Annotated in this window: 27 protein-coding genes; 13 read left to right on the forward strand and 14 right to left on the reverse strand. The window is 74.2% G+C overall.

What is annotated here, in order from left to right; translation table 11 throughout:
- Positions 1–97 precede the first annotated feature (97 nt).
- Positions 98–595, forward strand: coding sequence for an ATP-binding protein (locus ACI784_RS13880; RefSeq protein ID WP_456923682.1), 498 nt, complete (start codon positions 98–100; stop codon positions 593–595).
- Positions 592–1593, forward strand: a complete 1002-nt coding sequence (locus ACI784_RS13885; RefSeq protein WP_456923683.1) for an RNA polymerase sigma factor SigF — start codon at positions 592–594, stop codon at positions 1591–1593. The genes ACI784_RS13880 and ACI784_RS13885 overlap by 4 nt, the downstream gene beginning before the upstream one ends.
- A gap of 102 nt (positions 1594–1695) precedes the next feature.
- Here the strand turns inward: ACI784_RS13885 and ACI784_RS13890 are convergent, their stop codons facing one another.
- Both ACI784_RS13890 and ACI784_RS13895 read right to left on the reverse strand, forming a co-directional pair.
- Entirely contained in the window at positions 1696–2916 is a 1221-nt protein-coding gene (locus ACI784_RS13890) for an SPFH domain-containing protein (protein WP_456923684.1), read from the reverse strand.
- Between the two features lie 46 nt (positions 2917–2962).
- Entirely contained in the window at positions 2963–3406 is a 444-nt protein-coding gene (locus ACI784_RS13895; RefSeq protein WP_457013859.1) for an NfeD family protein, read from the reverse strand.
- A gap of 86 nt (positions 3407–3492) precedes the next feature.
- Between ACI784_RS13895 and ACI784_RS13900 the strand changes: the two genes are divergently transcribed.
- A complete protein-coding gene (locus ACI784_RS13900) occupies positions 3493–4230 on the forward strand; it encodes a hypothetical protein (RefSeq protein WP_457013860.1) in 738 nt (245 codons plus the stop codon).
- 89 nt (positions 4231–4319) lie between these two features.
- Here the strand turns inward: ACI784_RS13900 and ACI784_RS13905 are convergent, their stop codons facing one another.
- The 3 genes from ACI784_RS13905 to fabG are packed head-to-tail and all read right to left on the reverse strand — an operon-like array spanning position 4320 to position 6980.
- Complete coding sequence (locus ACI784_RS13905) at positions 4320–5468, reverse strand: ferrochelatase (protein WP_457013861.1); 1149 nt, start codon at positions 5466–5468, stop codon at positions 4320–4322.
- A gap of 37 nt (positions 5469–5505) precedes the next feature.
- A complete protein-coding gene (gene fabI, locus ACI784_RS13910) occupies positions 5506–6276 on the reverse strand; it encodes an enoyl-ACP reductase FabI (protein ID WP_456923688.1) in 771 nt (256 codons plus the stop codon).
- Complete coding sequence (gene fabG / locus ACI784_RS13915; protein ID WP_457013862.1) at positions 6276–6980, reverse strand: 3-oxoacyl-ACP reductase FabG; 705 nt, start codon at positions 6978–6980, stop codon at positions 6276–6278. Before fabG ends, fabI begins: the two co-directional genes overlap by 1 nt.
- 253 nt (positions 6981–7233) lie before the next feature.
- Here fabG and ACI784_RS13920 point away from each other — a divergent pair, with 253 nt between their 5' ends.
- Positions 7234–8592, forward strand: coding sequence for an MFS transporter (locus ACI784_RS13920; protein WP_456923690.1), 1359 nt, complete (start codon positions 7234–7236; stop codon positions 8590–8592).
- A gap of 61 nt (positions 8593–8653) precedes the next feature.
- Here the strand turns inward: ACI784_RS13920 and ACI784_RS13925 are convergent, their stop codons facing one another.
- From ACI784_RS13925 to ACI784_RS13955, 7 genes are all read right to left on the reverse strand, one after another.
- Positions 8654–9574 carry an AEC family transporter gene (locus ACI784_RS13925; RefSeq protein WP_456923691.1) on the reverse strand — a complete coding sequence of 307 codons (921 nt, stop codon included), beginning with the start codon at positions 9572–9574 and terminating at the stop codon, positions 8654–8656.
- Positions 9575–9578: 4 nt separating this feature from the next.
- Entirely contained in the window at positions 9579–10445 is an 867-nt protein-coding gene (locus ACI784_RS13930) for an ATP-grasp domain-containing protein (RefSeq protein WP_456923692.1), read from the reverse strand.
- Complete coding sequence (locus tag ACI784_RS13935) at positions 10442–11956, reverse strand: aldehyde dehydrogenase (NADP(+)) (protein WP_457013863.1); 1515 nt, start codon at positions 11954–11956, stop codon at positions 10442–10444. Before ACI784_RS13935 ends, ACI784_RS13930 begins: the two co-directional genes overlap by 4 nt.
- Positions 11957–11983: 27 nt before the next feature.
- The gene (locus ACI784_RS13940) at positions 11984–13156 is read right to left on the reverse strand and encodes an L-talarate/galactarate dehydratase (protein ID WP_457013864.1); all 1173 of its coding nucleotides are present in this window, start codon (positions 13154–13156) and stop codon (positions 11984–11986) included.
- A gap of 16 nt (positions 13157–13172) precedes the next feature.
- Positions 13173–14501 carry an enolase C-terminal domain-like protein gene (locus tag ACI784_RS13945; protein ID WP_457013865.1) on the reverse strand — a complete coding sequence of 443 codons (1329 nt, stop codon included), beginning with the start codon at positions 14499–14501 and terminating at the stop codon, positions 13173–13175.
- A gap of 26 nt (positions 14502–14527) precedes the next feature.
- A complete protein-coding gene (gene kdgD / locus ACI784_RS13950; RefSeq protein WP_456923696.1) occupies positions 14528–15442 on the reverse strand; it encodes a 5-dehydro-4-deoxyglucarate dehydratase in 915 nt (304 codons plus the stop codon).
- Between the two features lie 136 nt (positions 15443–15578).
- Positions 15579–16472: a LysR substrate-binding domain-containing protein gene (locus tag ACI784_RS13955; protein WP_457013866.1), complete on the reverse strand. Its 894-nt coding sequence runs from the start codon at positions 16470–16472 to the stop codon at positions 15579–15581.
- Between the two features lie 141 nt (positions 16473–16613).
- On the opposite strand from ACI784_RS13955, the gene ACI784_RS13960 reads away from it, so the two are divergent.
- From ACI784_RS13960 to ACI784_RS13980, 5 genes are all read left to right on the forward strand, one after another.
- Positions 16614–17627, forward strand: a complete 1014-nt coding sequence (locus ACI784_RS13960) for a tripartite tricarboxylate transporter substrate binding protein (RefSeq protein ID WP_457013867.1) — start codon at positions 16614–16616, stop codon at positions 17625–17627.
- On the forward strand, positions 17624–18211 hold the full coding sequence (locus tag ACI784_RS13965; protein WP_457013868.1) for a tripartite tricarboxylate transporter TctB family protein: 588 nt from the start codon (positions 17624–17626) through the stop codon (positions 18209–18211). Before ACI784_RS13960 ends, ACI784_RS13965 begins: the two co-directional genes overlap by 4 nt.
- Positions 18212–18220: 9 nt before the next feature.
- Positions 18221–19750, forward strand: a complete 1530-nt coding sequence (locus ACI784_RS13970) for a tripartite tricarboxylate transporter permease (protein WP_457013869.1) — start codon at positions 18221–18223, stop codon at positions 19748–19750.
- Positions 19747–20136 carry a universal stress protein gene (locus tag ACI784_RS13975; RefSeq protein WP_457013870.1) on the forward strand — a complete coding sequence of 130 codons (390 nt, stop codon included), beginning with the start codon at positions 19747–19749 and terminating at the stop codon, positions 20134–20136. Before ACI784_RS13970 ends, ACI784_RS13975 begins: the two co-directional genes overlap by 4 nt.
- Positions 20137–20222: 86 nt before the next feature.
- Positions 20223–20663 carry a MarR family winged helix-turn-helix transcriptional regulator gene (locus ACI784_RS13980; protein WP_456923702.1) on the forward strand — a complete coding sequence of 147 codons (441 nt, stop codon included), beginning with the start codon at positions 20223–20225 and terminating at the stop codon, positions 20661–20663.
- Positions 20664–20729: 66 nt separating this feature from the next.
- On the opposite strand, the gene ACI784_RS13985 is transcribed toward ACI784_RS13980, so the two are convergent.
- Positions 20730–22130, reverse strand: a complete 1401-nt coding sequence (locus ACI784_RS13985) for an alpha/beta hydrolase family protein (RefSeq protein ID WP_456923703.1) — start codon at positions 22128–22130, stop codon at positions 20730–20732.
- A gap of 183 nt (positions 22131–22313) precedes the next feature.
- Between ACI784_RS13985 and ACI784_RS13990 the strand changes: the two genes are divergently transcribed.
- From ACI784_RS13990 to ACI784_RS14005, 4 genes are read left to right on the forward strand one after another with little or no spacing between them, the layout of a single operon-like run.
- On the forward strand, positions 22314–22808 hold the full coding sequence (locus tag ACI784_RS13990; RefSeq protein WP_457013871.1) for a DUF2975 domain-containing protein: 495 nt from the start codon (positions 22314–22316) through the stop codon (positions 22806–22808).
- A complete protein-coding gene (locus ACI784_RS13995; RefSeq protein ID WP_456923705.1) occupies positions 22808–23044 on the forward strand; it encodes a helix-turn-helix domain-containing protein in 237 nt (78 codons plus the stop codon). The genes ACI784_RS13990 and ACI784_RS13995 overlap by 1 nt, the downstream gene beginning before the upstream one ends.
- Positions 23041–23976, forward strand: coding sequence for an ABC transporter ATP-binding protein (locus ACI784_RS14000; RefSeq protein WP_457013872.1), 936 nt, complete (start codon positions 23041–23043; stop codon positions 23974–23976). The genes ACI784_RS13995 and ACI784_RS14000 overlap by 4 nt, the downstream gene beginning before the upstream one ends.
- Complete coding sequence (locus ACI784_RS14005) at positions 23973–24770, forward strand: hypothetical protein (protein WP_457013873.1); 798 nt, start codon at positions 23973–23975, stop codon at positions 24768–24770. Before ACI784_RS14000 ends, ACI784_RS14005 begins: the two co-directional genes overlap by 4 nt.
- Positions 24771–24786: 16 nt before the next feature.
- Here the strand turns inward: ACI784_RS14005 and ACI784_RS14010 are convergent, their stop codons facing one another.
- Positions 24787–25611 (reverse strand): class I SAM-dependent methyltransferase, encoded by an 825-nt coding sequence (locus tag ACI784_RS14010; RefSeq protein WP_457013874.1) that lies wholly within the window; start codon positions 25609–25611, stop codon positions 24787–24789.
- Positions 25612–25697: the final 86 nt, after the last annotated feature.

Here is a 25697-nt window from a genome sequence, read left to right on the forward strand (position 1 = left end):
GTGTCGGCGGCCGGTCAGGCAGGATGGGTGCAGAGCCGCACGCGCGGGGTCTCCCGGCGGCGAGTGCGGAACGCAGAGGATGAGGAGCGGACGACGGATGGTGGACTCGAGGGGTGCCCTCGCGCACGACGGGCGGCGCGCCGAGCGACTGGAACTGCGGGTGCCCACCACCCCGACCCAGCTGCCCGCGGTTCGGGCGATGGCCGGTGACCTGGCGATGCGGATGGACTACGACCTCGACGCGGTCGAGGACCTCCGCCTGGCGGTGGACGAGGCGTGCGCGACGCTGGCCTCGGTGGTGTCGGGAGACCGGCGCCTGACCGTCGTGTTCGAGACGACGCGGGCCGGCCTGCACATCGACGCCTGGGTGCCCACGACCGAGGGCACCGACGTCCCCCGCGACGGCTTCGGCTGGGCGGTGCTGCACACCCTGGTCGACAACGTGGAGGCCGGGCCGGCCACGCAGGCGACCGTGCCGGCCGGAGACGGCTCCGGCGCGGCGGTCGCGGTCATCTCGATGGACAAGTTCCTGCCGGGCCAGCGCCCGGACCAGAAGCTCGGTGGCGCGGGCCAGAACGTCTCGGTCTCCCGGTGAGCCGGGGGGCAACCGCGAGGTCCCAGCCGGTCGAGGAGGACACCCTGCGCGACGACGACCGCCCGACCGCACCCGGCGAGGGAGAGGCCGCGTCCGCGGAGCAGCCGGTCGTGGTGCCCGACCCCCGCACCGAGACGGTGCCGGCAGACAGCGTGACGGACCCGGAGGCGGACGCCGAGCCGGAGGCAGACGCCGCGCCGGAGGCCGCGGCCGAGCCCGACGCCGCCCCGGTGTCGGACAACCGCCGCCGCGCCGAGCGCACCGCCCCCCTGTTCGCGGAGCTGGCGACGCTGGAGAAGGGCGACCCCCGGCGGGAGCGGCTGCGGGAGATCCTCGTCGAGGAGCACCTGCCGCTCGTCCGGCACTTCGCCCGCCGGTTCAGCAACCGCGGGGAGCCGTTCGACGACCTGCTGCAGGTCGGCACGCTCGGCCTCATCGCGGCGATCGACCGGTTCGACCCGACCCGCGGCGTGGAGTTCCTCTCCTTCGCGGTGCCGACGATCACCGGGGAGATCAAGCGCCACTTCCGCGACCAGGGCTGGTCGGTGCGGGTGCCGCGCCGGCTGCAGGAGCTGCACCTGTCGCTCAACGCGGCGGTCGGTGAGCTGGCCCAGAAGAACGGCCGCGCCCCGACCCCGTCGGAGCTGGCCGAGCACCTGGGCATCCCGCGCGCGGAGGTCCTGGAGGGGCTCGCCGTCGCCAACGCCTACCGCAGCAGCTCCCTGGACGAGCGGCTCTCCGGCGAGGACGACTCCCCCACCCTGGCGGCCACCCTCGGCGAGGAGGACGCCGCCCTCGAGGGCGTGGAGTACCGCGAGTCGCTGCAGCCACTGCTGGCCACGATCCCGGCCCGCGAGCGCCGCATCCTGATCCTGCGGTTCTTCGGCAACATGACCCAGTCCCAGATCGCCGCGGACATCGGCATCTCGCAGATGCACGTCTCGCGGCTGCTCAGCCAGACCCTGGCCAAGCTCCGCGAGGGCCTGCTCAAGGACTGAGTCACTGTCGACCTACCGGTCGGCACCGCTCGCGAGCTCGCAGCGGGCCCTGCAGGGCCGCGGGCTGCGGCACGGGCACGCGGTGCCCGTGCCGCAGCGCCATCAGGCCCGGGGCTCGCCGGCCTCGGGGTGCTCGAACTGCGCGCGCACCGTGGGGTCCGCAGCCGGGCCGCTGTCACGCACGTCCTCGGTCACCTGGGACAGCGGCGGCGGGGTCGGCACCGCCGGTTCGGTGTCGGTGATGCTCGACAGCTCGATCCTGGCCTCGGGCTGGTCGGCCGCCGGCGGGAGCTGCGACTCGAACCAGCTGCTGGTGTCCAGCCCGCCGTCCCGTGGTCCGGACCCGGCGCCGTTGGCCGACGCGCCGACGTCCATCCACGACGACCCGCCCTGGGCGCCGCCCAGGTTGGCCAGCCCCTCCAGCGCCTTGCTGAACTCGCTGGGGACGATCCACATCTTGTTGGCGTCGCCCTGCGCGATCTGCGGCAGCGTCTGCAGGTACTGGTAGGCCAGCAGCCCCTGGTCGGGCTTGCCGTCGTGGATGGCCTGGAAGACCGTCTCGATGGACTTCGCCTGGCCCTGGGCCTGAAGGAACAGCGCGGCCCGTTCACCCTCGGCGCGCAGGATCCGGCTCTGCCGCTCGGCCTCCGCCTCGAGGATCGCCGCCTGCTTCTTGCCCTCCGCCGAGAGGATGGCGGCGGCCTTCTGGCCCTCGGCCGTGGTGATCGCCGACTGCCGGGCGCCCTCGGCCTGCAGGATGATGGCCCGCTTGTCGCGGTCGGCGCGCATCTGCTTCTCCATCGAGTCCTGGATGGAGGGCGGCGGGTCGATCGCCTTGATCTCCACGCGGGCCACGCGCAGCCCCCACGGCCCGGTGGTGCCGTCGAGCACCGAGCGCAGCTGGCTGTTGATGCCGTCGCGGCCGGTGAGCGCGCCCTCGAGGTTGAGCCCGCCGACGACGTTGCGCAGCGTCGTGGTGGTCAGCTGCTCCATGCCGGTGATGTAGTTCGCGATGCCGTACACGGCCAGCCGCGGGTCGGTCACCTGGAAGTAGACGACGGTGTCGATGCCCACCTGCAGGTTGTCGGCGGTGATCACCGGCTGCGGCGGGAACGAGACGACCTGCTCGCGGAGGTCGATGGTGGCGCGGACGCGGTCGATGAACGGCACGAGGATCGACAGGCCCGGCGACAGCGTGCGGCTGTAGCGGCCGAGCCGCTCGACGACCTTGGCCTGCGCCTGCGGCACGATCGTCACGCTCTTGGCGATGACGACGATGACCAGCAGCGCGATGACCAGGACGGCGATGAGGGCGGGCGTCACGGGGAGCTCCCTTCGTCAGGGGTGGGACAGGTCTGAGGGATGCGGGTCACTCCAGTTCGAGGGCGTCCCCCACGACGGCGGTGGCCCCGTCCACCTGCAGGATCCGGACCGTGGTGCCGACGGCGTAGCGCTCGCCGCCGAACTGGCTGCGCGCGGTCCACTCGTCGGCGCCCAGGCGGATGCGCCCGCCGTGCCCGTCGACGGCCTCGGTGACCTTCGCCGTCCGGCCGATGAGGGTGGCGACGCCGTCGAGCTGCTCGGGCGTGCGGTCGACCAGGTGCCGCTTCGCGAGCGGGCGCACGAGGACCAGCAGCAGCGCCGAGACGACGATGAACCCGACCAGTTGCAGCGCGACCGGCCCGCCGAGCAGCGCGACGGTCATGCCGCCCAGCGCACCCCCGGCGAACATGAGCAGGACCAGGTCGAGACTGGCCATCTCACCCGCGGCGAACAGGCCCGATGCGATGAGCCACAACAGCCAGGCGTCCACACCGTCACTCTGGCAGACCGGAACCGGAGAGTGATCGATCTCAACACCATCGTCACCTTCCCGGGCCCTCGACATAACCTCGCTGGGTGCACGACTTCCCCGCCGGCCGGTTCGCGGTCTGGGCGACCGCCTGGCTCACCGGCCGTTCCTCCTACGACGAGGCGCTGGACGCGCTCCTCGGCGAGACCGCGCACCGGGTGACCGGGATGCCCGGCACCGAGGAGGCGGTCCCCCTCGGCTGGGCGCTGACCGCGCTGCGCGGCCTCGGCGAGCGCCGGCTGCGGCTGGTCCTCCCCGTGCCCGGCGACGTCCGCGGGCTCCCGCGCGCCCCGGGCCTGTCCGAGCTGGCGCTGGAGGCGGGCCAGGCCGCCGTCGGGGAGCGCGTCGCGCTGGTCCCCGAGGCCCTCGGGGACGAGGTGGTCCAGTGGACGGCGTTCGGGCTCGACGGCGTCCCGCCGGTGCCGCCGCCGGTGGAGGGGTCGCTGCGCGCGGTGTCCGGTGCGCTGGACCTCGCGGTGGGCGACGCGGCCCGCACCCTGGTCGACCTCGACCTCGCCCGCTGGCACCCGGAGGTGCCGGCGCTGCTGGCCGGCCTGGCCCGGCCGGCCCACGTGCCGGGGATGCCGCCGGGCACCGACCCCGTGGCCCTGTCGGTGCTGGCCCGCGCGCAGCGGCTGTCCCGGGTGCTCGACCTGGCGCTCACCGACGCCCCCGGCGGGGCGGTCACCCACACCCAGGCCGCCGCGCGGGACGACGCCCTGCGCCCGCTCGCCGACGCCGTCCGCGAGGCGGTCACCGCTGCCTTCAACGCCATTCCCCGGTAGGGCGAGCACACCGCCGTCGTGAGCCGCTTGGCGGTGGACCGGTCGCGGGGGCCGGAGGCTCCCCGACCGGGACACGGGTGGAGCTCAGCTCACGCGGGGGACGGCTCCTGGCCGCGGTGGAGGCCGGTAGGCCGACGTTGGACATGGCAACAGCGCGCCGGGCAGTCGGTGCCCAGGCGCGGCGGGCCGCCGGCGCGGCGCTCCTCCACCAGCTCGCGCACCGTGGCGACGAACGCCGGGTGCGTGCCGGCCGTGCCCGCGCGGGCGAAGGCCAGCCCCAGCTCCGCGGCGGTCTCCCGCGCCTCGTTGTCGAGGTCCCAGACGACCTCGAGGTGGTCGCTGACGAAGCCGACCGGGAAGAGCACGACCGCGGTCTCCCCTGCCTCGGCCAGCGCGCGGAGGTGGTCGTTGACGTCGGGCTCCAGCCACGGCACCGACGGCGGGCCACTGCGGCTCTGCCACACCAGGTCGAACGACCGGCCCGGCGCGACGGCGTCCACCACCTGCCGGGCGGCGGCCGTGAGCTCGGCCTCGTAGGCGTGGCCGTCGGGCCCGGCGACGGCGGCCATCGCGTCCGGGATGCTGTGCGCGGTCGCCACCAGCCGGGCGCCGTCCTGGACGTCCTCGGGCAACGACGCCAGCGCGGCGGCCAGGGCGTCGGCGTTGGCCCGCACGAAGCCGGGCGCGTCGAAGTAGTGCGGCAGCTTCTCCGCCGTCGGCGCCCCGGGGCCGAACGCCGCGCGGGCCCGGGCGACGTCCTCGTGGTACTGCCGGCACCCCGACGCCGAGGCGTAGGCGGACGTGGCGAAGACGTAGACGTGCTCGACGCCGTCCTCGGCCATCTGCCGCCAGGTGTCCTCGACGTAGGGCGCCCAGTTCCGGTTGCCCCAGTAGACCGGCAGGTCGGCCCCGGCGGCGGCCAGCTCGGCCTCGACGGCGGCGATCAGCGCCTTGTTCTGGTCGTTGATGGGGCTGACGCCGCCGAAGTGGTGGTAGTGCTCGGCGACCGCCTCGAGCCGCTCGCGCGGGATGCCGCGGCCGCGGGTGACGTTCTCGAGGAACGGCATCACGTCCGCGGGCCCCTCGGGGCCGCCGAAGGAGAGCACCAGCAGCGCCTCCCGCCGTCCCGCCGGGGCCGGACGGTCCGACGGGGCGGCACCGCCGTTGTTGCGGACGGCGAGCGAGGGGTCCTCGTCGGGGCGCTGGCCGGGGTGGATGTCGACGTCGGCGCGGGGCACGGGGATCTTCCTGTCTCGGGCGCGGATCGGGTGCGGCTCACACGCCGACGGCGTGGAAGCCCCCGTCCACGTGCACGATCTCGCCGGTGGTGGCGGGGAACCAGTCCGACAGCAGGGCGACGACGGCCTTGCCGGCGGGCTCGGTGTCGGTGACCGACCAGCCCAGCGGCGCGCGCGCCTCCCAGGCCTCCTCGAACTGGGCGCTGCCGGGGATCGACTTCATGGCCATGCTGCGCAGCGGGCCGGCCGCGACCAGGTTGACCCGGACCCCCTCCGGGCCCAGCTCGCGGGCCAGGTACCGGGACGTGGACTCCAGCGCCGCCTTGGCCGCGCCCATCCAGCCGTAGACCGGCCAGGCGACGGTGGCGTCGAAGGTGAGCCCCACGACGGAGGCCCGCTCCGCGAACAGCGGGCGGCAGGCCTGGGTGAGGGAGGCCATCGACCAGGTCGACACCTGGAACGCCGTCGCCGCGTGCTCCCACGCGACCTCGGGGAAGCCCTCGCCCATCGCCTCCTGCGGGGCGAAGCCGATCGAGTGGACGACGCCGTCGAGGCTGTCCCCCACGTGCTCGCGCAGCCGGCCGGCGAGGCTGTCGAGGTGCTCGGTGTTCGTGACGTCGAGCTCGACGACCGGCGCCTCCTGCGGCAGCCGCTTGGCGATCCGCTGGCACAGCGACAGGGCGCGGCCGAAGTTGGACAGGACGACGGTGGCGCCCTGCTCCTGCGCCAGGCGGGCCGTCGCGAAGGCGATCGACGCCTCGGTGAGGACCCCGGTGACCAGGATCTTCTTGCCCTCGAGGATGCCCATCAGTGCCCCATTCCCAGTCCGCCGTCGACCGGGACGACCGCCCCGGTGATGTAGCCACCCGCGTCGCCGGCCAGGAAGCGCACGACGCCGGCGATCTCCTCCGCCGAGGCGTACCGGCCCAGCGGCACCTGCCCCAGGATCTCCTGCTGGCGCTTCTCGGGCAGCTGCGCGGTCATGTCGGTCTCGACGAAGCCCGGCGCCACCACGTTGGCGGTGATGCCGCGGCTGCCCAGCTCCCGGGCGATCGAGCGGGCCAGCCCGACCAGGCCGGCCTTGCTCGCCGCGTAGTTGGTCTGCCCGGCCGAGCCGAGCAGGCCCACGACCGAGGAGATGAAGACCATCCGCCCCGCGCGTGCCCGGACCATCTTGGCCGCGGCCCGCTTGGACACCCGGTAGGCGGCGGTGAGGTTGGCGTCGAGGACGTCGGTGAAGTCCGCCTCCTTCATCCGCATGAGCAGCCCGTCGCGGGTGATGCCGGCGTTGCTGACCAGCACCTCCACCGGCCCCTGGTGCTCCTCGACCTCGGTGAACGCGCGGTCGACGTCCTCGGTGCTGGTGACGTCGCACCGCACGCCGAACAGCCCGTCGGGGACGCCGCTGCCGCGGTGGGTGACCGCCACCGAGTCGCCCTGCTCGGCGAAGGAACGGGCGATGGCCAGCCCGATCCCCCGGTTCCCACCGGTCACGAGCACCGATCTGCCCACTGCGTCACTCCCCTGCACCGACGGCACCGTCGGGCACCGAACCTAGTCGGTGGGCGCAGGTCACACCTCCGCGAGGAGGGGACGGCGCCGGCGACACGTCATCCGGGCCGCGACCCGGCACCACCTCCCGCGATGCCGGCGGTGCATGAGCCGATGCAGAAAGGGGCTTGGACGTGCATCAGCGGGGCTGCCTAGCGTCGGCGCGTCGGTGATGTGGCCCCCGCCACGACGAGCCCTGGAAGTCGAGGTGCCGGTGACGGTCTCCAGCCCCGAGCGCGACGTCGCGCTCAGCAGCGCGATCGGCAAGTTCTTCCGCCGCGTCGTCCCCCTGTTCATCGTGATGCTGGTCTGCAACCAGCTCAACCGGTCCAACATCGGGTACGCCGAGGTGCACCTGGAGGCCGACGTCGGCATCGGCGCCGCGGCGTACGGGTTCGGCGCCGGGGTCTTCTTCATCGCGTACGCGATCTTCGAGCTGCCCAGCAACGTGCTCATGGAGCGGTACGGCGCCCGCGTCTGGCTGACCCGCATCATGGTCACCTGGGGCCTGGTCTCCGCGGCGATGGCCTTCGTCAACGGCCCCACGATGTTCTACGTCCTGCGCTTCCTGCTCGGCGCCGCCGAGGCCGGCTTCTTCCCGGCGGTCATCTTCTACCTGACCCGCTGGCTGCCCGACAGCCACCGCGGCCGCGCGACCGCCCTGTTCATCGCCGGCTCCTCGATCGCCGCGGCGGTGTCCGGGCCGCTGTCCGGACCGCTGCTGTCGCTCGACGGCCTGCTGGGCCACCACGGGTGGCAGTGGCTGTTCCTCCTGGAGGGCCTCCTCTCCGTGGTGGTCGGCCTGGTCGCGTTCGCCATGCTCGACTCGCGCATCGCCGACGCCCGCTGGCTCACCCCCGCGGAGAAGGGCGCCCTCGCCGGGCGCATCGAGGCCGAGGACGCCGAGAAGGCCGCCGGTCACCGCACCAACGGCCGCTCCCGCTGGCGGATGCTGGTCGACCGCAAGGTCCTCCTGTTCTGCTGGGTGTACTTCGCCATCCAGCTGTCGATCTACGCCAACACCTTCTGGCTGCCGTCGATCGTCCGGCGCATCGACGGCACGGACGACGTCACCGTCGGCCTGCTGTCCTCGCTGCCCTGGATCTGCGCGGTGGTCGCCATGTACGTGACCGGCCGGGCCGGCGACCGCAGCGGCAACCGCAAGCCGCTCCTGGTCGGGGCGCTGCTCACCGCGGCGGTCGGCACCTATCTGGCCGCCGTCGTCACCCCGGTGCTGGCCCTGCTCTTCCTGTGCATCGCCGCCATGGGGTTCAAGAGCGCCAGCCCGCTGTTCTGGTCGTTCCCGCAGGGCTCGCTCAACCCGGTGGTCCTCGCCCCCGCCGTGGCGCTGGTCAACTCCCTGGGCAACCTCGGCGGCTTCGTCGCCCCGTTCGGCTTCGGCCTCGTCGAGGAGGCCACCGGCGAGGTGACCCTGGGCCTCTACGCCCTCGCCGCCGCCTCGCTGCTGGCCGCCGTCACGGTGCTCGCCACCTTCCGCGGCCGCCGCGCCGCGGCGGAGACCGAGCAGGTGCCGGCCGACGACCGGGAGCCGGTCGAGGCCCGCACCGCGTAGGACACGGCGCACGAGGAGCCGGCTCCCCTCGGGGGCCGGCTCCTCGTCGTCCGGGCCGGGCTCACCCCAGCAGCAGCGCGACCCCCACGAGGACCGGCACCGACAGCACGGTGGTCAGCAGGATGACGTCGCGGGCGACGACGGTGGACCGGCCGGAGGCCGCCGCGTAGACGAAGACGTTCTGCGCCGTCGGCAGCGCCGAGGTGACCGTGACGGCGAGCAACTCGCCCCCGTCGAGCCCGGCGACCCACCGGCCCAGCGCGTAGGCCAGCAGCGGCTGCCCCAGCGTCTTGAGCGCCACCGCGAGCCACACCCGGCCCGCCTCGCCGCCCGATCCCGGACGCGGCGCCCCGTGCAGGCTCATCCCGTACGCCAGCAGTGCGGCCGGCACGGCGACGGCGGCGGTGAGCTCCACCGGGCGCAGCACCACCGCAGGCAGGTCCAGCCCGGTGGCGGCGACGAGGAGACCGAGGGCGCAGCCGACCACCACCGGCGTCCGGACCGGCGCGGTCAGCACCCGCCGGCGCGAGGTGCCGGCCGGGTGCCGGCCGGCGAGGACGGCGAGGCCGACCGGCGCCATGACGAGCACCTGGAACAGCAGCACCGGGGCGACGTAGGAGGCGTCGCCGAGGACGTACACCGCGACGGGGACGCCGAGGTTGCCCGCGTTGACGTAGGAGGAGGCCAGCGCGCCCGTCGTGAGGTCCGCCGCCGACACGCGCCGCCGCCACCGCGCGAGGACGACGAACAGGAGGGCGCAGCCGACCGCGCTGCCGGCCGTGGCGACCAGGTGTGCGGACACCAGGACGGAGGGGTCGGCCTCGGCCAGGGTCAGGAACAGCAGCGCAGGCGTCGCGACGTAGAACGCCAGGCGGGACAGCACCTCCGAGGCGCCGGCGCCGAGGGTGCCGGCCCGGCCGACCAGCCACCCGACGGCGATGACGGCGGCCAGTGCGGCGAAGCCGCCGAGGACGGCGTTCACCGGCTCACGGCAGCGCGGCCCGCACCGCCCGGACGAACTGCTCGACCGCGGCAGCGGGCGCCTGCGGCAGGAAGAGGCTCGGCTCGGTCAGCTCCAGCTCGAGCACCACCGGCCGGCCGGCGGCGTCGGTCACGAGGTCGATCCGCGCGTACAGCGGCCCGGCCGCTCCGGGCACCAGCGCGGGGACGGCGTCGAACACCGCCTGGGCCACCTCCCGCTGGGCCGCGGTCGGCTCCACCGGTCGCAGGTCCCCGCGGCTGTCCCGGTCCTGGCGGACCCCCTCGCCGGGCGCCAGCAGCGCGCCCTTGCGGACGGCGTGGGAGAACCGGCCGCCCAGGAACAGCATCGCGGTCTCTCCCGCCTGGTCGACGCTGGGCAGGTAGGGCTGCAGCATCGCCGTCCGCCCGGCCGTGCGGAGCGCGGCGGCGTGCGCGAGGGCGGCGTCCGGATCGGCCCAGCGGGCGGTGTCCCGCGAGCCGGCGGAGATCGACGGCTTCACCACCCACTCCGCGGCGTCGGGCAGGTCGGCGGCCCCGGCCGGGTCCCACACGGTCGGCACGACGGGCAGACCCGCGGCGACGAGGTCGCGCAGGTGCGTCTTGTCGGTGTTCCACCGCAGCACCGCGGGGTCGTTGCGCAGCCGGGGCACCGACGACGCCCAGGCCAGGAACTCCTCCCGCCGCCAGGCGTAGTCCCAGCAGGAGCGGACGACGGCCAGGTCGACGGAGGACCAGTCGACCGCCGGGTCGTCCCACCGCACCAGGTCGACGGCGACCCCGGCCGCCCGCAGGGCCGGGGTCGCGATCGGCAGGTCGGGGTCGACCCGCAGGCCGCGCTCGGAGCTGACCAGCGCGACCCGCGGGTGCCTCACCGGGGCAGCTCCAGGACGCCGTCGACCCGCCGCGGGATGCCGCGGTAGCCGTCGGTGAGCTCCTCGGGCAGCAGCTCCTGGGGGGCGCCCTGCCAGGTGACCGGGCGCAAGAACCGGCGGATGGCGGTGGTGCCCACCGAGGTGTGCTGGGAGTTGGTCGAGGGCCACGGGCCGCCGTGGTGCTGGGCCCAGGACACCGCGACCCCGGTCGGGTAGGCGTCGTAGACCAGCCGGCCGGCGCGGGTGCGCAGCTGCTGGGAGACCGCCAGCGGCAGGTCGGTCTCACCCTCGCCGCGCAGCACGGTGGCGGTGAGCGAGGAGGGCATGGCCTCCAGCGCGCCGAACAGCTCGGCCTCGCCGTCGTAGCGGGCCACCACCGCCACCGGCCCGAAGCACTCCTCGGTCACCTGGTGCGGCAGGTCGGCCGCCGTGGTGCCCAGCAGCCGGGGCACGGCGGTGAAGCCGGGACCCGCCGGCTCCTCGCCGCGGGCGACCTCCGCCACGCCGGGCGCGCCGGCCAGGCCGTCGGAGATCCGCCCGTAGGAGGCGGCGATGCCCTCGTTGAGCAGCACCGGGGCGGCGGCTGCCCGGACCGCCTGCGCCATCGCGTCGACCAGCGCGTCGCCGTCCGGGCCGGCCGGCACGAACGCCAGCCCCGGCTTGGTGCAGAACTGGCCGCCGCCCAGGGTGAACGAGCCGACCAGCTCACCGCCGATCGCACCGCCGCGCTCGGCGGCCGCCGCCGGGGTGACCACGACGGGGTTGAGGCTGGACAGCTCGCCGTAGAACGGGATCGGGTCGGGTCGGGCGTCGATGATCCGCTGCAGCGCCTGACCGCCACCGAGCGAGCCGGTGAAGCCGACGGCGCGGATGGCCGGGTGCGCCACCAGGTCCGCGCCGGCCTGCTGGCCGTAGACGATGCCCAGCGTGCCGTCGGGGGCGCCGGCCTTGGCGGCGGCCTCGGTCAGGACGTCGAACACCAGCCGCGAGGTCGCCGGGTGCGAGCTGTGCGCCTTGACCACGACCGGGCAGCCGGCGGCCAGCGCGGAGGCGGTGTCGCCGCCGGGCACGGAGAACGCCAGCGGGAAGTTGCTCGCGCCGAACACCGCGACCGGGCCGATCGGCACCAGCATCCGGCGCAGGTCCGGCCGCGGGCCCATCGGGGTGTCACCGGCCGGGTCGATGGCGGCCTCGAGGTAGCTGCCCTCGTCCAGCACCTCGGCGAAGATCCGCAGCTGGTAGCAGGTGCGGGTCAGCTCGCCGTTCAGCCGGCCCGGGCCCAGGGCGCTCTCGCGGTCGGCGACGGTGACGACGTCGTCCCGCCGGCTCTCCAGGGCGTCGGCCAGGGCGCGCAGCAGCGCCGCGCGGCCGGCCCGGCCCAGCTCCTCCAGCGCGGGCGCCGCGGCCAGCGCCGCGGTGCAGAGGCGGTCGACCTCCGCGGGAGTGGTCTCCGGCGCGACGACCTCCACGGTCTCGCCGGTGCGGGGGTCGACGCTCACGACGTCGCTCATGCGGTTCTCCTCCAGGTGGTGCGGGGTTCAGCGGGCCGTGGTGACGTGCACTCGGTCCACGGTCCAGGCGCGGGCCTGGTCGCTGAGGGTGACGCCGAGGCCGGGCCGGTCGGAGATGTACATGCGGCCGTGCCGGGTCTCGAGACGCTCGTTGAACAGCGGGTACAGCCAGTCGAAGTGCTCCACCCACGGCTCCCGCGGGTAGGCCGCGGCCAGGTGGACGTGGATCTCCATCGCGAAGTGCGGCGCCAGCTGCAGGTTCGCGACGTCGGCCAGGGTGGCGAGCTGCAGGAACTGGGTGATGCCGCCGATCCGCGGGGCGTCGGGCTGGATGACGTCCACCGAGCCGTGCCGGATCAGCTCGGCGTGCTCGGCGACGCTGGTGAGCATCTCACCCGTGGCGATCGCGGTGTCCAGCGTGCGGGCCAGCTGGGCGTGCCCCTCGGCGTCGTGGGCGTCCAGCGGCTCCTCGATCCAGACCAGGTCGAACTCCTCCAGCCGGCGGCAGACCCGCATCGCGGTCGGCCGGTCCCACTGCTGGTTGGCGTCGACCATGAACGGGACGCCGTCGCCGAGGTGCTCGCGGACCGCGCGCACCCGGCGCAGGTCCTCGGCGGAGTCGGGCAGGCCGACCTTGATCTTGATGCCGCCGACGCCGGACTCCAGCGTCCGGGTGGCGTTGTCCACCACCTGCTCGATCGACTCGTGCAGGAAGCCGCCGGAGGTGTTGTAGCAGCGCACCGAGTCGCGGTGCGCGCCCAGCAGTTTGGCCAGCGGCAGGCCGGCCCGCTTGGCCTTGAGGTCCCACAGCGCGACGTCGATCGCCGCGATCGCCTGCGTCGAGGCGCCGCTGCGACCCACCGACGCCCCGGCCCAGACCAGCTTGGTCCACAGCCGGGCGATGTCGCTGGGGTCCTCACCGATCAGGTCGGGGGCGATCTCGCGGGCGTGCGCGAACTGCGCCGGGCCACCGGCCCGCTTGGAGTAGCTGAAGCCGACGCCCTCGTGCCCGGCCTCGGTGCGGATCTCGGCGAACAGGAACGCGACCTCGGTCATCGGCCGCTGCCGGCCGGTGAAGACCTTGGCGTCGCTGATCGGGTTGGGCAGCGGCAGGGTGACCGACGAGAGGGTCACCGACTCGATCCGGTCGAGCACCGCCGGGGCGGAGGAGAGGAACGGGGCGGGCACGGTCGTCGTCATCGCGGTCTCCACGGGGTCAGCGGACCAGGCACGGGCGCTTGGGGTCGAACTGCCAGCCCGGCACGAGGTACTGCATGGCGACCGCGTCGTCCCGGGCACCGAGGCCGTGCTCGAGGTAGAGCTCGTGGGCCGCGGCGAGCGCGTCCCGGTCCAGCTCGACGCCGAGCCCGGGTGCCGTCGGCACCCCGATGGCGCCGTCCCGGATCAGCAGCGGCTTGCGGGTCAGCGCCTGCCCGTCCTGCCAGATCCAGTGCGTGTCCAGGGCGGTGATCTGCCCCGGGGCGGCCGCGCCCACCTGCGTGAACATGGCCAGCGAGATGTCGAAGTGGTTGTTCGAGTGCGAGCCCCAGGTCAGGCCGAACTCGTGGCACAGCTGGGCGACGCGCACCGAGCCGCGCATCGTCCAGAAGTGCGGGTCGGCCAGCGGGATGTCGACGGCGTTGGACCGGACGGCGTGGGCCATCTGCCGCCAGTCGGTCGCGACCATGTTCGTCGCCGTCGGCAGGCCGGTGGCCCGGCGGAACTCCGACATCACCTCGCGGCCGGAGAAGCCGCCCTCGGCGCCGACCGGGTCCTCGGCGTAGGCCAGGACGCCGTGCAGGTCGCGGCACAGCTCGACGGCGTCGGCCAGGAGCCAGCCGCCGTTGGGGTCGAGGGTGATGCGCGCGTCGGGGAACCGCTGCGCCAGCGCCCGGACGGCGGCGACCTCCTCCTCGCCGGCCAGCACGCCGCCCTTGAGCTTGAAGTCGCTGAACCCGTACCGGGCCTGCGCCGCCTCGGCCAGCGCGACGACCGCCTCGGGGGTCAGCGCCGGCTCCCGCCGCAGCCGCTCCCAGTCGTCGGCCGGGTCGGTCTCGGCGAGGTAGGGCAGGTCGGTGGCCCGCCGGTCGCCGACGTAGAACAGGTAGCCCAGCATCGGGACGGAGTCGCGCTGCTGCCCCTCGCCGAGCAGCTCCGCCACCGGGACGCCGAGGTGCTGGCCGAGCAGGTCCAGCAGCGCCGACTCCAGCGCGGTGACCGCGTGGATCGTCGTCCGCAGGTCGAAGGTCTGCAGACCGCGGCCGCCGGCGTCCCGGTCGGCGAAGGTCGCCGAGACCGCGCGCAGCAGCCGGCCGAGGGCGGCGACGGGCTGGCCGACGAGCAGCTCGGCGGCGTCCTCGATCGTGCGGCGGATGGCCTCGCCACCGGGGACCTCCCCCACCCCGGTCCGGCCCTCGCTGTCGCTGACGATCGCGATGTTGCGGGTGAAGAAGGGGCCGTGCGCGCCGCTGAGGTTCAGCAGCATGCTGTCGTGCCCGGCGACGGGGACCACCTCGACGCGGGCGACGGTGGGCGTGCGGCTCATGCCGTCCTCCAGGGGTGCGGGGCGGGTCAGGAGACCTTGCCGACCAGCGCGGTCAGCTCGTCGAGCTCCGTCGCGGTCAGGTCGGTCAGCGGCGGACGCACGCGGCCGCCGTCGCGGCCGACGGCGGTCAGGCCGGCCTTGACGATGGAGACGGCGTACCCCTTCTGCCGGTCGCGGATGTCGGCGTAGGGGATGACGAAGTCGTTGAGCATCCCGTAGACCGCCGTGCGGTCCTGGGCGCGGACGGCGGCGTAGAACTCCAGCGCGAACGCGGGCAGGAAGTTGTAGAGCGCCGAGGAGTAGGTGCTCACGCCGAGCTGCAGCAGCGGCAGTGCGAACGTCTCGGCGGTCGGCAGGCCGCCGACGTAGATCAACCGGTCGCCGACCTTCGCGTAGGTGCGGGTCATCTGCTCGATGTCGCCGATGCCGTCCTTGAGCCCGATGAGGTTCGGGTTGCGGTCGGCGACCTCGGCGACGGTGACGTCGCGCAGGACGGCGTTGGCCCGGCTGTACACGATGACGCCGAGGTCGGTGGCCCGGCAGACGGCGCTGATGTGCTCGACCAGCCCGGCCTGGCTGGCCTCGGTGAGGTAGGGCGGGAAGAGCAGGATGCCGTCGGCCCCGGCGTCCTGCGCCGCGCGCGCCTGGGCCACCGACTCGGCCGTGCCGCCGGTGGCGGGGGCGAGCACGGGCACCCGGCCGGCGACCTCGTCCACGGCCACGCGGACGACCCGGTCGATCTCGGCGCTGGTGAGCGAGAAGCCCTCCCCGGTCCCGCCGGCGGCGAACAGGCCGGCGACGTCGAAGCCGGACTGCCACGCGAGGTGCTCGCGGTAGCGCGGCTCGTCGAACTGCAGGTCGGCGTCGAAGTGGGTCACCGGGAAGGAGAGCAGGCCGGACTTCAACCGGGTGGCGAGCTCGGCGGGCGGCAGCAGGGTCACGGGGTCGTCCTCGGGTCCGACGGGTCCGGAGTCATCCGCAGGAGGCGGGTCCGGAGGTGGTCGGCGTCACCGTAGGAAGAGTTGATGATGCCTGTCCAAGAGTTGTTGCGCATCGACCGATGCCACCAGAGCATCGTCAGGAGGCGGGGAACGCCCGCCCGAGGACGTCGAGGACCCGCCACAGGGCCGGGTTGCGGGACTGGCGCATCCAGATCAGGTGCAGCTCGACCGGCTCGGGGACCGGCGTCGCCAGGGGCACGAACGCGACCCCGTCGATGGGCAGCCGGCTGGCGGACTCGGGCACGAAGGCGACGCCCCGGCGGGCCGCCACCAGCCACAGCATCGTGAGCACCTGGCTCACGGTGTGGACGACGTTCTCGTGCGCCACCGGCACGAGCCCCACCACGAGGTCGTAGAAGTACCGCGCCTTCGTCGGGGAGTGCATGACCACCGCCTCGCCGCGGAGATCGTCGGCGGTGACCGGCCGGCCCAGCCCGATCAGCCGGTGACCGGCCGGGACGGCGACGAGCATCGCCTCGCGGAGCAGGAGGCGGGAACCGAAGGTCTCCGCGTCGAACGGCGGCCGGGCCAGGCCCAGGTCGACCTCCTCGTTGAGCAGGCCGCCGACCTGCTCGCGGGTGACCATCTCGGCGAGCTCGACGTCGACGTCCGGCAGTTCCCGGGCGACCTCGTTGAGCAGCCGGCCGAGGGTGCCGTAGGTGGAGGCGGCGGTGAAGCCGATCCGGACCAGGCCGCTGGAGCCCGACGACACCCGGCGGGCCACCTCGGGTGCGGCGTCGGCCAGGGCGAGCAGCCGGCGGGCCTCGGCGAGGAACACCTCACCGGCGGCGGTCAGCGCGACCCGGCGGTTGTCCCGCTCCAGCAGTTGGGCCCCGACGCTGCGCTCCAGCTTCTGGATCTGCCGGCTCAGCGGCGGCTGGGTCATGCTCAGCCGTTCGGCCGCCCGGCCGAAGTGCAACTCGTCCGCGACGGCGACGAAGCCCCTCAGCTGCTCCAGCGTGTAGCCCATGCTCTCAGGGTATCAATCGATGCACGAGTGAACTTGGACAGGCATGGAACGGCCTACCTACGCTCGCCGCGACCGTTTCCGGGTGACGACGCTCACAGCAGCCGTCGACCCGGGGATCCTCCCCTCGCACAGGAGCGCGACATGACCAGCACCTCCCGGAACCGCCGCGGCCTGACCGCCGGGCTCGGTCTCGTGACCGCCCTCTCGCTGGCCGCCTGCGGCGGCAACCTGGGGGGCGGGAGCAGCGAGGACGCCGCCGCGGCGTTCCCCGACGGCCCGATCACGCTGCTGGTCGGGCAGGACGCCGGCGGCAGCACCGACCTCATCGCCCGGGCCCTCGCCGACAAGGCGTCCGACGAGCTCGGCGTGCCGGTCACCGTCGAGAACCGGCCCGGTGCCAACGGCGCGGTGGCCGCCCAGGAGCTCGCCGGCGCGGAGGCCGACGGCCAGACGCTGATGACCTTCGTCGGCAGCCTCGCCTACATCACCCCGCTGGCGGTCAGCGAGGACGAGGCGGTGGACATCAACGACTACGAGGTCGTCACGGGCATCTCCCAGGACGACTACGTGCTGGTCACCAGCCCCCAGACCGGCTTCACCACCGTCGACGACATCAAGACCGCCGGCCGGCCGATCACCTTCGGGACCACCGGCGTGGGCACCGGCAGCCAGCTGTCGCAGGAGCTGCTCTTCGCCCAGGCCGGCATCGACGCCACCGCCGTCCCGTTCGACGGCGGCTCCCCCACCCTGACCGCGGTGCTCGGCGGCCAGGTCGACGTCGGCTCGGTGCAGCTGGGTGAGGCCGCCGCGCAGATCGAGGCCGGCGAGCTGGTGCCGATCGTGACCTTCGCCGAGGAGCGTCCGCAGTACCTGCCGGACACCCCGACCGCCGTGGAGGCCGGCTACGACGTGCCGGTGCAGCAGTCCCGCGCCATCGCCGCGCCGGAGGGCACGCCCGAGGAGGTCCTGACGCAGCTGGAGGAGGCCTTCCAGGCCGCCTTCGCCAGCGCGGACTACCAAGCCTTCAACGAGGAGCGGCTGCTCACGCCGAACGAGGTCGGCGGCGAGGAGCTCCAGCAGCAGTGGACCGAGAACCTCGAGAACTACCGGTCCCTGGTCGAGCAGTACTCGATCGACCTCGGCGGCGGGCAGTGACCTCGCCCCAGGGCGGTACCTCGGCGGCCCCCGGCGGTCCGGCGGCCGCCGGGGAGCCGCCCTCCCCCGGGCACCACGGCGTGGCCGAGACGGTGCACGAGCTCGAGGACGCCCTCCACGAGATCGAGGACGAGGACCGGCCGCCACCGGCCGGCCCGGTCGCCAACGTGGTCATCGCCCTGGTGGTGGTGGCGCTCGGGGCCGCGACGATCGCCGGCGCGTTCCGCTTGGACGTCGGCAGCGCGGCCACCCCGGCCGCCGGCATGTGGCCGCTGCTGATCGGCATCGTCCTCGTCGTCCTCGGGCTGGCGCTGCTCCCCCTCGCCGGCCGCACGCACGACGCCGAGCGCTTCACCCGCGCCAGCTGGCTCGTCGTGGCCGGACTGGTCTCGATGCTCGTGTTCGTGGCGCTCATCAGCGTCATCGGCTTCGAGATCCCGGCAGTGCTCCTGGTGTTCGTCTGGCTGCGCTTCCTCGGGCACGAGAGCTGGCGCCTGTCCGTCATCACGAGTCTGGCCGTCGTCGCCGGGTTCTACCTGGTCTTCGTCGCGGCCCTCTCGGTCCCGATCCCGCACCTGTTCTAGGAGGCAGCGGTGGACCTCTCCCCCGTGCTCGAGGGCTTCTCCGTCGTCCTCGAGCCGACCAACCTGCTCTACTGCCTGATCGGCGTCGTCATCGGCATGCTGATCGGCGTGCTGCCCGGCCTCGGCCCGGCGGCGACGATCGCGATCCTGCTGCCGCTGACCTTCGGCATCGAGCCGGTCACCGCGATCATCATGCTGGCGGGCATCTTCTACGGCGCCCAGTACGGCGGGACGATCACCTCGGTGCTGCTGCGGCTGCCCGGCGAGGCCTCCTCCGTGGTCACCGTCTTCGACGGCCACGCGCTGGCGCGGCAGGGCAGGGCCGGCACCGCGCTCGGCATCGCCGCGATCGGCTCGTTCGTCGGCGGGACGGTCTCCATCGTCGCGCTGTCGATCGTCGCGCCGGTGGTCGCCGGGTTCGCCCTCGACTTCGGCCCACCGGAGTACACCGCGCTCGCGCTGCTGGGCATCCTGCTCGTGTCGACCGTCAGCGGGGGCGACCGGCTCAAGGCGGTCATCGCCGCCTCGGCCGGGCTGCTCCTGGCCACCGTCGGCCGCGACGGCTTCACCGGCGCCGAGCGGTTCACCTTCGGCAGCCTCGACCTCGCCGACGGGCTGGACTTCGTGCCGATCGCGATGGGCCTGTTCGGACTCGGCGAGATCCTCTACAACCTCGAGGAGCGGCACCGCGCCGTCCAGGCCCCGGCGAAGGTCGCCAACGTGTGGCCGTCGCGCAAGGACCTGCGGCGGTCCTCCGGCGCGATCGGCCGCGGCTCGGTCCTCGGCTTCCTGCTCGGCATCCTCCCCGGCGGCGGCGCGACGCTGTCCTCGCTGGCCGCCTACGCGCTGGAGAAGCGCCGCTCCAAGACCCCGGAGCGCTTCGGCCAGGGCGCCGTCGAGGGGGTGGCGGCCCCGGAGACGGCGAACAACGCCGCCGCGACGTCGTCGTTCATCCCGCTGCTGACGCTGGGCATCCCGGCCAACGCGACCATGGCGGTCATCTTCGGCGCGCTGCTCATCCAGGGCGTGACGCCCGGCCCGCAACTGGTGAGCGAGGACCCGCAGCTCTTCTGGGGCGTGGTCAACTCCATGTACATCGGCAACATCCTGTTGCTGATCATGAGCATCCCGCTGGTCGGCGTGTTCGTCCGGATCCTGCGGGTGCGGGCCACCGTGCTGGCCCCGATCACCGTGCTCATCACGCTCGTCGGCGTCTACACGGTGCGCAACAACGTCTTCGACATCGTGCTGGTCATCGCCTTCGGCGCGATCGGCTACCTGATGAAGAAGCTGGGCTTCGACCCCGGCCCGCTGGTGCTCGCCTTCGTCCTCGGCTCGCTGCTGGAGGAGTCGCTGCGGCGGTCGCTGCTGATCTTCGAGGGGAACCCGACCGGCTTCCTCACCCGGCCGATCTCCGGGACGCTGTTCGCCGTCTTCCTGCTGGTCCTGCTCCTCCCCGTGATCCGGACCGTCCTCACGCGCCGCCGGGCCCCCGCCCGGCGTGCGGCCCACCAGTCCGACGAGAAGGAGCTCGTGTGACCGTCCTGACCGGATTCGTCCCCACCCCGGAGGGCGACGCCGCCTTCACCGCGGGGCTCGAGGAGGCCCGCCGTCGCGGCGAGGACCTCCTGGTCCTCAACACCCCGCGCAGCGGTGCCCCCGTCAGCACCGACGTCGCACCCCCGGAGCTGGTCGCGCAGCTGTCCGCCCGGGCCGCCGACGCCGGGGTCCCGCTCGAGGTGCGGCAGGCGCCGCACGCCGGCGACCTGGCCGACGAGGTGCTCCGGGTGGCCGACGAGTCCGACGCCTCGGTCATCGTCATCGGCCTGCGCCGCCGATCCCCCGTCGGGAAGCTGCTCATGGGCAGCGCCGCCCAGCGGATCCTGCTCGACGCCACCCGCCCGGTGCTGGCCGTCAAGGCGTAGCCCAGCACCTGCCGAGGACCGGACCCCGAGCGGGGTCCGGCCCTCGGTCGTGCTCCCGGCCCCGCCGGGTGGGCCAAGATGGCGGGGTGTCCTCGCCCAGCCGCCCGTCCACGCTCTACCTGGTCAAGCAGCTGGAGCAGGCGGTGCGCGCCCGGCTGGACGAGGTGCTGCGCCCGGCCGCCATCACGCCTCTGCAGTACACGGCGCTGACCGTGCTCGAGCGGCACGCGGACCTGAGCACCGCGGAGCTGGCCCGCAACTCGTTCGTCACCGACCAGAGCGCGGCGGACATGGTCGCCGTCCTCGAGGAGCGGGGCCTGCTGTCACGGGTGGCCGACCCGCGCGACCGGCGCCGGCGGGTCCTGCGGCTCACCGCGCGGGGCCAGGAGCTGCTCGACCGGTACCGGGACGAGGTGGGCCGGCTCGAGTCGAGGATGGTCGCCCCACTGAGCTCGGGACAGGCCGAGGACCTGCGCCGCTACGTCCTGCTGTGCCGGACCGCCCTGGACAGCCAGCCACCGCGCTGAGCCGACCGACCGACGGCGGGACGGGCCGGGTGCGCGCGGCAGCCGGCCCGTCCCGCGCCCGGCGACCTAGTCGTCCGCGTCCCGCCCCGGCTCCCCGAGCCCGCCGACCAGGCGCGCCGGGTCGAACGGGGTGTACCTCGCGGTCGTGCCCAGCCCGAGCGCGTCGGCAGCGGCGTTCAGCTGCTCCGGCGAGGCGGCGTCCCCCCAGCGGCCGGTGTCCAGCCGCTGCTCCAGGGCCTGCAGGGCCGCGACCTGCTCCGCCGGCTGGAACTCGCAGTGACCCGCGCCCTCGACGTAGGCCTGGCGCAGCAGCCGGGCGTCACCGGCCCGGTGCACCTGCTCGGCGTACCAGTCCTCGTGCTCGACCGGCACCAGCTCGTCGGCGACGGTGTGGATGGCCAGCTCCGGGACCTCCAGCTCGCCGGTCACCATCGACGAGCGGGTGAGGTCGTCGACGGCGGCCGGATCGGCCACGACGTCGGCCTGGCTGGTCAGCGTGTCGAGGTCGGCATCCAGGTCCAGCCCGGCCTCCCGGTACAGCGCGCGCACCTGGGCGGCGCGAGGGCTGCTGTCCAGCAGCTCGCGGTAGTCGACCCCCGCGTTGTAGGCGCTGTTGCCGCCGGCCACCAGCTCGATCTGCTGCCGCCCGGTGACGTACCGCTCGAGGCCGCCGCCCACCAGGGCCTCGTACTGCTGCACCTGCTCGGCCGCGGGGTCGCGCGGGTCCGCCGGGGCGTCGCCGGAGTACCAGGTCGCCATGTTGAGGAACGCCGCGGCCAGGGCGATCCGGGCCCGGCCCTCGGGGCTCTCCTGGGCCGCGGTCACCGCCGCGGTCAGGTCGGCCGCCGCCTGCGCGGCCTGCTCCGGGCTCGCGTACCGGACCAGCGGGATGTCCTGGCCGGGGGCCAGCAGCGTGGAGAGTGCGTGCACCCCGTCGAGCTGGTAGTCGTTCAGGTTGAGCGCACCGGCGACCAGCCCGCAGGTGGTCAGGACGCCGTCGATCTCGCCCCTCGGGTCCTCGGCCTGCCGGGCGCTCACCAGGCCGCCCATGGACCGGCCGAAGGCGATCGTCCGCTCCGGCTCGACGCCGAGCGTGGTCTCGAAGGCCTCCAGTGCGGCGTACTGGTCGTCCACGGCGGACTCCAGCGCCCACATCGACGGCCCGGAGTAGGACGAGCCCACGAGGGCGTAGCCCTGGCCCAGCAGCTCCTGCCGGGTCGCGTCGTCCGGGGCGTCGCGCGCCACCAGCGGCCCGAAGCCGTGCGCGAACAGGACGACGGTCCCGTTCCACCGCTCCGGCACGTGCCCCACCCACGTGGCGCCGCTGCCCAGCCGGCCCTCGTACTGTCCCGGCGGCGCGACGGGGTCGGCCGCCGGTGCGGCGCTCGCCGACGGGAGCAGACCTCCGCCGGCCACCAGCGCGGCGGCTCCGGCCACCGCCGCCAGTCGGGTTCCCCACCTGTCCACGTGTCCCCCTGCTCCTGCCGGGACGGCGCCCGGCACACCTCGACTGTGACGCAGACCACCCTGTCACGGCCCCGGTCGGAATGCACAGGTTCCTTGTCCTTCTGGCGGTCTGGATGCGTCTCAGCCGACGACGCACCGGCGTGGGCTATTGACAGTCGATAGGTTCCGGCCGAAGGTCGATCCATGCCGAAGGAACACCGGGCCGTGGGCCCGCTCCGGGTCCTGCTCGCGCTGGTGTTCGCCGCGCTGGTCGTGGCGCAGTTCGCCGCCCTGCCCGGGCTGCTGCCCGACATCGCCGACCCGTCGCTGGAGCAGTCGTTCATGCGGTGGACGATGCTGGCGGTCTCGGTGCTGGGGCTGGTGTGCGTCCAGGTCGTCATCGTGTGCACCTGGAAGCTCCTGACCCTGGTGCGGCACGACCGCATCTTCAGCGAGAGCGCCCTGCCGTGGGTGAACGCGATCGTCGGGGCGATCGCCGCCGGGTGGGCGATGCTCCTGGGCGCCTTCGTCTGCTCGTACTACTTCATCGTCGACGAGGTCAGCGACGACCCGGTGCTGCCCGCCCTGCTGCTCGTGCTGCTGCTGGTCGGCGCCGTGGTGGGGCTGCTCATGGTCGTGATGCGCCAGCTGCTGCGGCAGGCCACGACGCTGCGGACCGACATGGAAGCGGTCATCTGATGCCCATCGTCGTCCGCATCGACGTGGAGCTGGCCAGACGCAAGATGAGCGTCGGCGAGTTCGCCGAGCGCGTCGGCCTCACACCGGCGAACGTGGCCGTCCTGAAGAACGGCCGCGCCAAGGCCGTCCGCTTCAGCACCCTCGAGGCGATGTGCCGGGTGCTCGACTGCCAGCCCGGTGACCTGCTCGAGTGGGTCCCGGAGGACTCCGACGCCCCCCACGAGGCCTCCCGGTGATCGAGGTCCGGGGGCTGACGAAGCGCTACGGCGACGTCCTGGCCGTCGACGACCTGAGCTTCGACGTCCAGCCGGGGATGGTCACCGGCTTCCTGGGGCCGAACGGGGCCGGGAAGTCCACGACCATGCGGATGGTGCTCGGCCTGGACCGGCCCACCTCCGGGCGGGCTCTCGTCAACGGGCGACCCCTCGCCACCCTCCCCGAGCCGTTGCGCGAGGTGGGCGCGCTCCTCGACCCCGGCTCCGTGCACCCCGGCCGCACCGGGCGCAACCACCTGCGCGTGGCCGCCCGCACCAACGGCGTCCCGCAGCGCCGGGTGGACGAGGTGATCGAGCAGGTCGGGCTCGGCCGGGCGGCCCGCCGCCGGATCACGGGCTACTCGCTCGGGATGCGCCAGCGCCTCGGGATCGCCGCGGCGCTGCTCGCCGGGCCGCGCGTCCTGCTGTTCGACGAGCCGGTCAACGGGCTGGACCTCGACGGCGTCCGGTGGATCCGCGGGCTGCTGCGCCGGCTCGCCGACGAGGGGCGGACCGTGCTGGTCTCCAGCCACCTGCTCAGCGAGATGGAGCAGACCGCCGACCGGCTGATCGTCATCGGCCGCGGCCGGCTGATCGCCGACGCGACGACGGAGGAGATCCTGCGCGGGCTGGGGAACCGCTCGGTACGGGTGCGCACCCCGCAGGCCGAGGCCCTGCTCACCCGGCTCCGGCAGCACGGCCTCGCCGTCCGCCGCGTCGACGCGCACGAGCTGCAGGTCGACGGCACCGCCGAGGACGTCGGCGAGCTCGCCAACGCCGCCGACATCCCGCTGCACCACCTCTCCGAGGTCGCCCAGTCCCTCGAGGACGCCTACCTCGCGCTGACCGGCGAGAGCGTCGAGTACGCCGGCGACCGGGCCGTGCCGGTACCGACGACGGAGGGAGCACCGTGACCGCGGCGCCCACCACCCCCGCAGCCTCCGCCGTCTCTCCCGGCCGGGTGCTCGCCCGCACCTGCGCCGCCGAGTGGACCCGGCTCTGGACGGTCAGGGCGAGCTGGTGGTCCCTGGCCGCGGCCGCCGTCACCATGCTCGGGATCGCGACCGTCGCCGGCTTCGACGTGGCCGGGGACCCGGTCGCCCCCGGCAGTGCCGTGGCCTGGGAGGTGGTGAGCGTGACCGTCATGCCGGCGCAGTTCGGCCTGCTCGTCCTGGCCCTCACCGCCGTCACGTCGGACTACGCCACCGGCGGCATCGTCCCCGCCCTGCAGTGGACCCCGCGCCGCGGCGTCCTGATGCTGGCCCGCACCGGCGTGACGGTGGCCGTCGCCACGGCTGCCGGGGTGCTGCTGGCGCTGGCCGCCGGGCTCGCGGCGTTCGCCGCCGGCCGCCCGGCCGTCGGTCTGCCGGTCGACGAGGGCCTCGACACGCTCGGCACCGTCGCCCTCGTCGTCGCGGCAGGCGCCGCCCTCGCGGTCGGCCTCGGCTTTCTGCTGCGCAGCACGGCCGGCACCCTGGTCACGGTCTTCCTCGGAATGCTGGTGCTCCCGCTCGTGCTGCCGCAGTTCGGCTTCGCGTGGACCTCCGCGCTCGCCGAGGCCCTGCCCGGGTCCGGTGCGGCGTTCCTGCTGCTCGGAGGGGTGCCGGGGATGACCGAGGCGTCGTCGGTGACGACGTTGCTGGTGTGGGCCGCCGGCGCCCTCCTGCTCGGCTGGCTCCGGCTGGCGCGCGACGACGCCGACCGGTGAGCGGCCTCGTCCCGGGTCAGCGCCGGGTGCCGACGGCGACCAGGTACTCCATGTCGAACCGCGCTTGATCCGGCGTCCCGCGGTTCCACTCGTCGCAGAAACGGTCGAGCGCCTCGTCGAGCTCGGCCGCGCGTCCCTCGCGCTCGGCGTTGGCGCGGGCGGCGATCGTCGGCCCGTAGTAGTCCTTGAAGTGCCGGGCGAAGTCGTGGGGGTCACGGAAGGCGGTGACCTCCAGGACGTCGCGGGTCAGCGTGCGCCACTCGACCCGGTCACCGAGCAGCTCCCGCAGGTGGTCCTCGCTGCCCCACAGCGGCGGCGGCTGCGCCCCGGGCGGAGGCGGCGGGGCGAACGGCTTCATCGTCCGGAACAGCGCACCGATCATGCCCTCCGGCGTCCAGCACAGCAGTCCGATGCTCCCGCCGGGCCGGCACACGCGCACGAGCTGGTCGGCGGCGTCCTGGTGGTGCGGCGCGAACATGACCCCGATCGAGGACATGACGACGTCGAAGGAGGCGTCGTCGAAGGGCAGGTCCTCCGCGTCGGCCTCCGTCCACTCCAGGTCCAGCCCCTGGGCCTTGGCGCGGTGCCGGCCGGCCTCCAGCAGCTCGGGGGTCAGGTCGCTCGCGGTCACGCGCGCACCGCGCTCGGCGGCGGGGAGCGAGGCGTTGCCCGTGCCGGCCGCGACGTCGAGCACCCGCTGCCCCTCGCGGATGTCGCAGGCCTCCACCAGCCGGGGGCCGAGCGGCAGCAGCCACGTCTCGACCATGCGGGGGTAGTCGCCGGAGGCCCACATCTTCCGGTGGCGCGCCTTGAGTTCGGTGTCGCTGGGGGTCACGGACATGCCAGTTCCTCTCGCGGAGTCGGCCGGACCCCTGCAGAGCATGGCCGCGCCCTCCCCGCGCGGACAGGGACGAACTGCTCCCCCGG

Source organism: Geodermatophilus sp. SYSU D01186 (genome assembly GCF_054050215.1).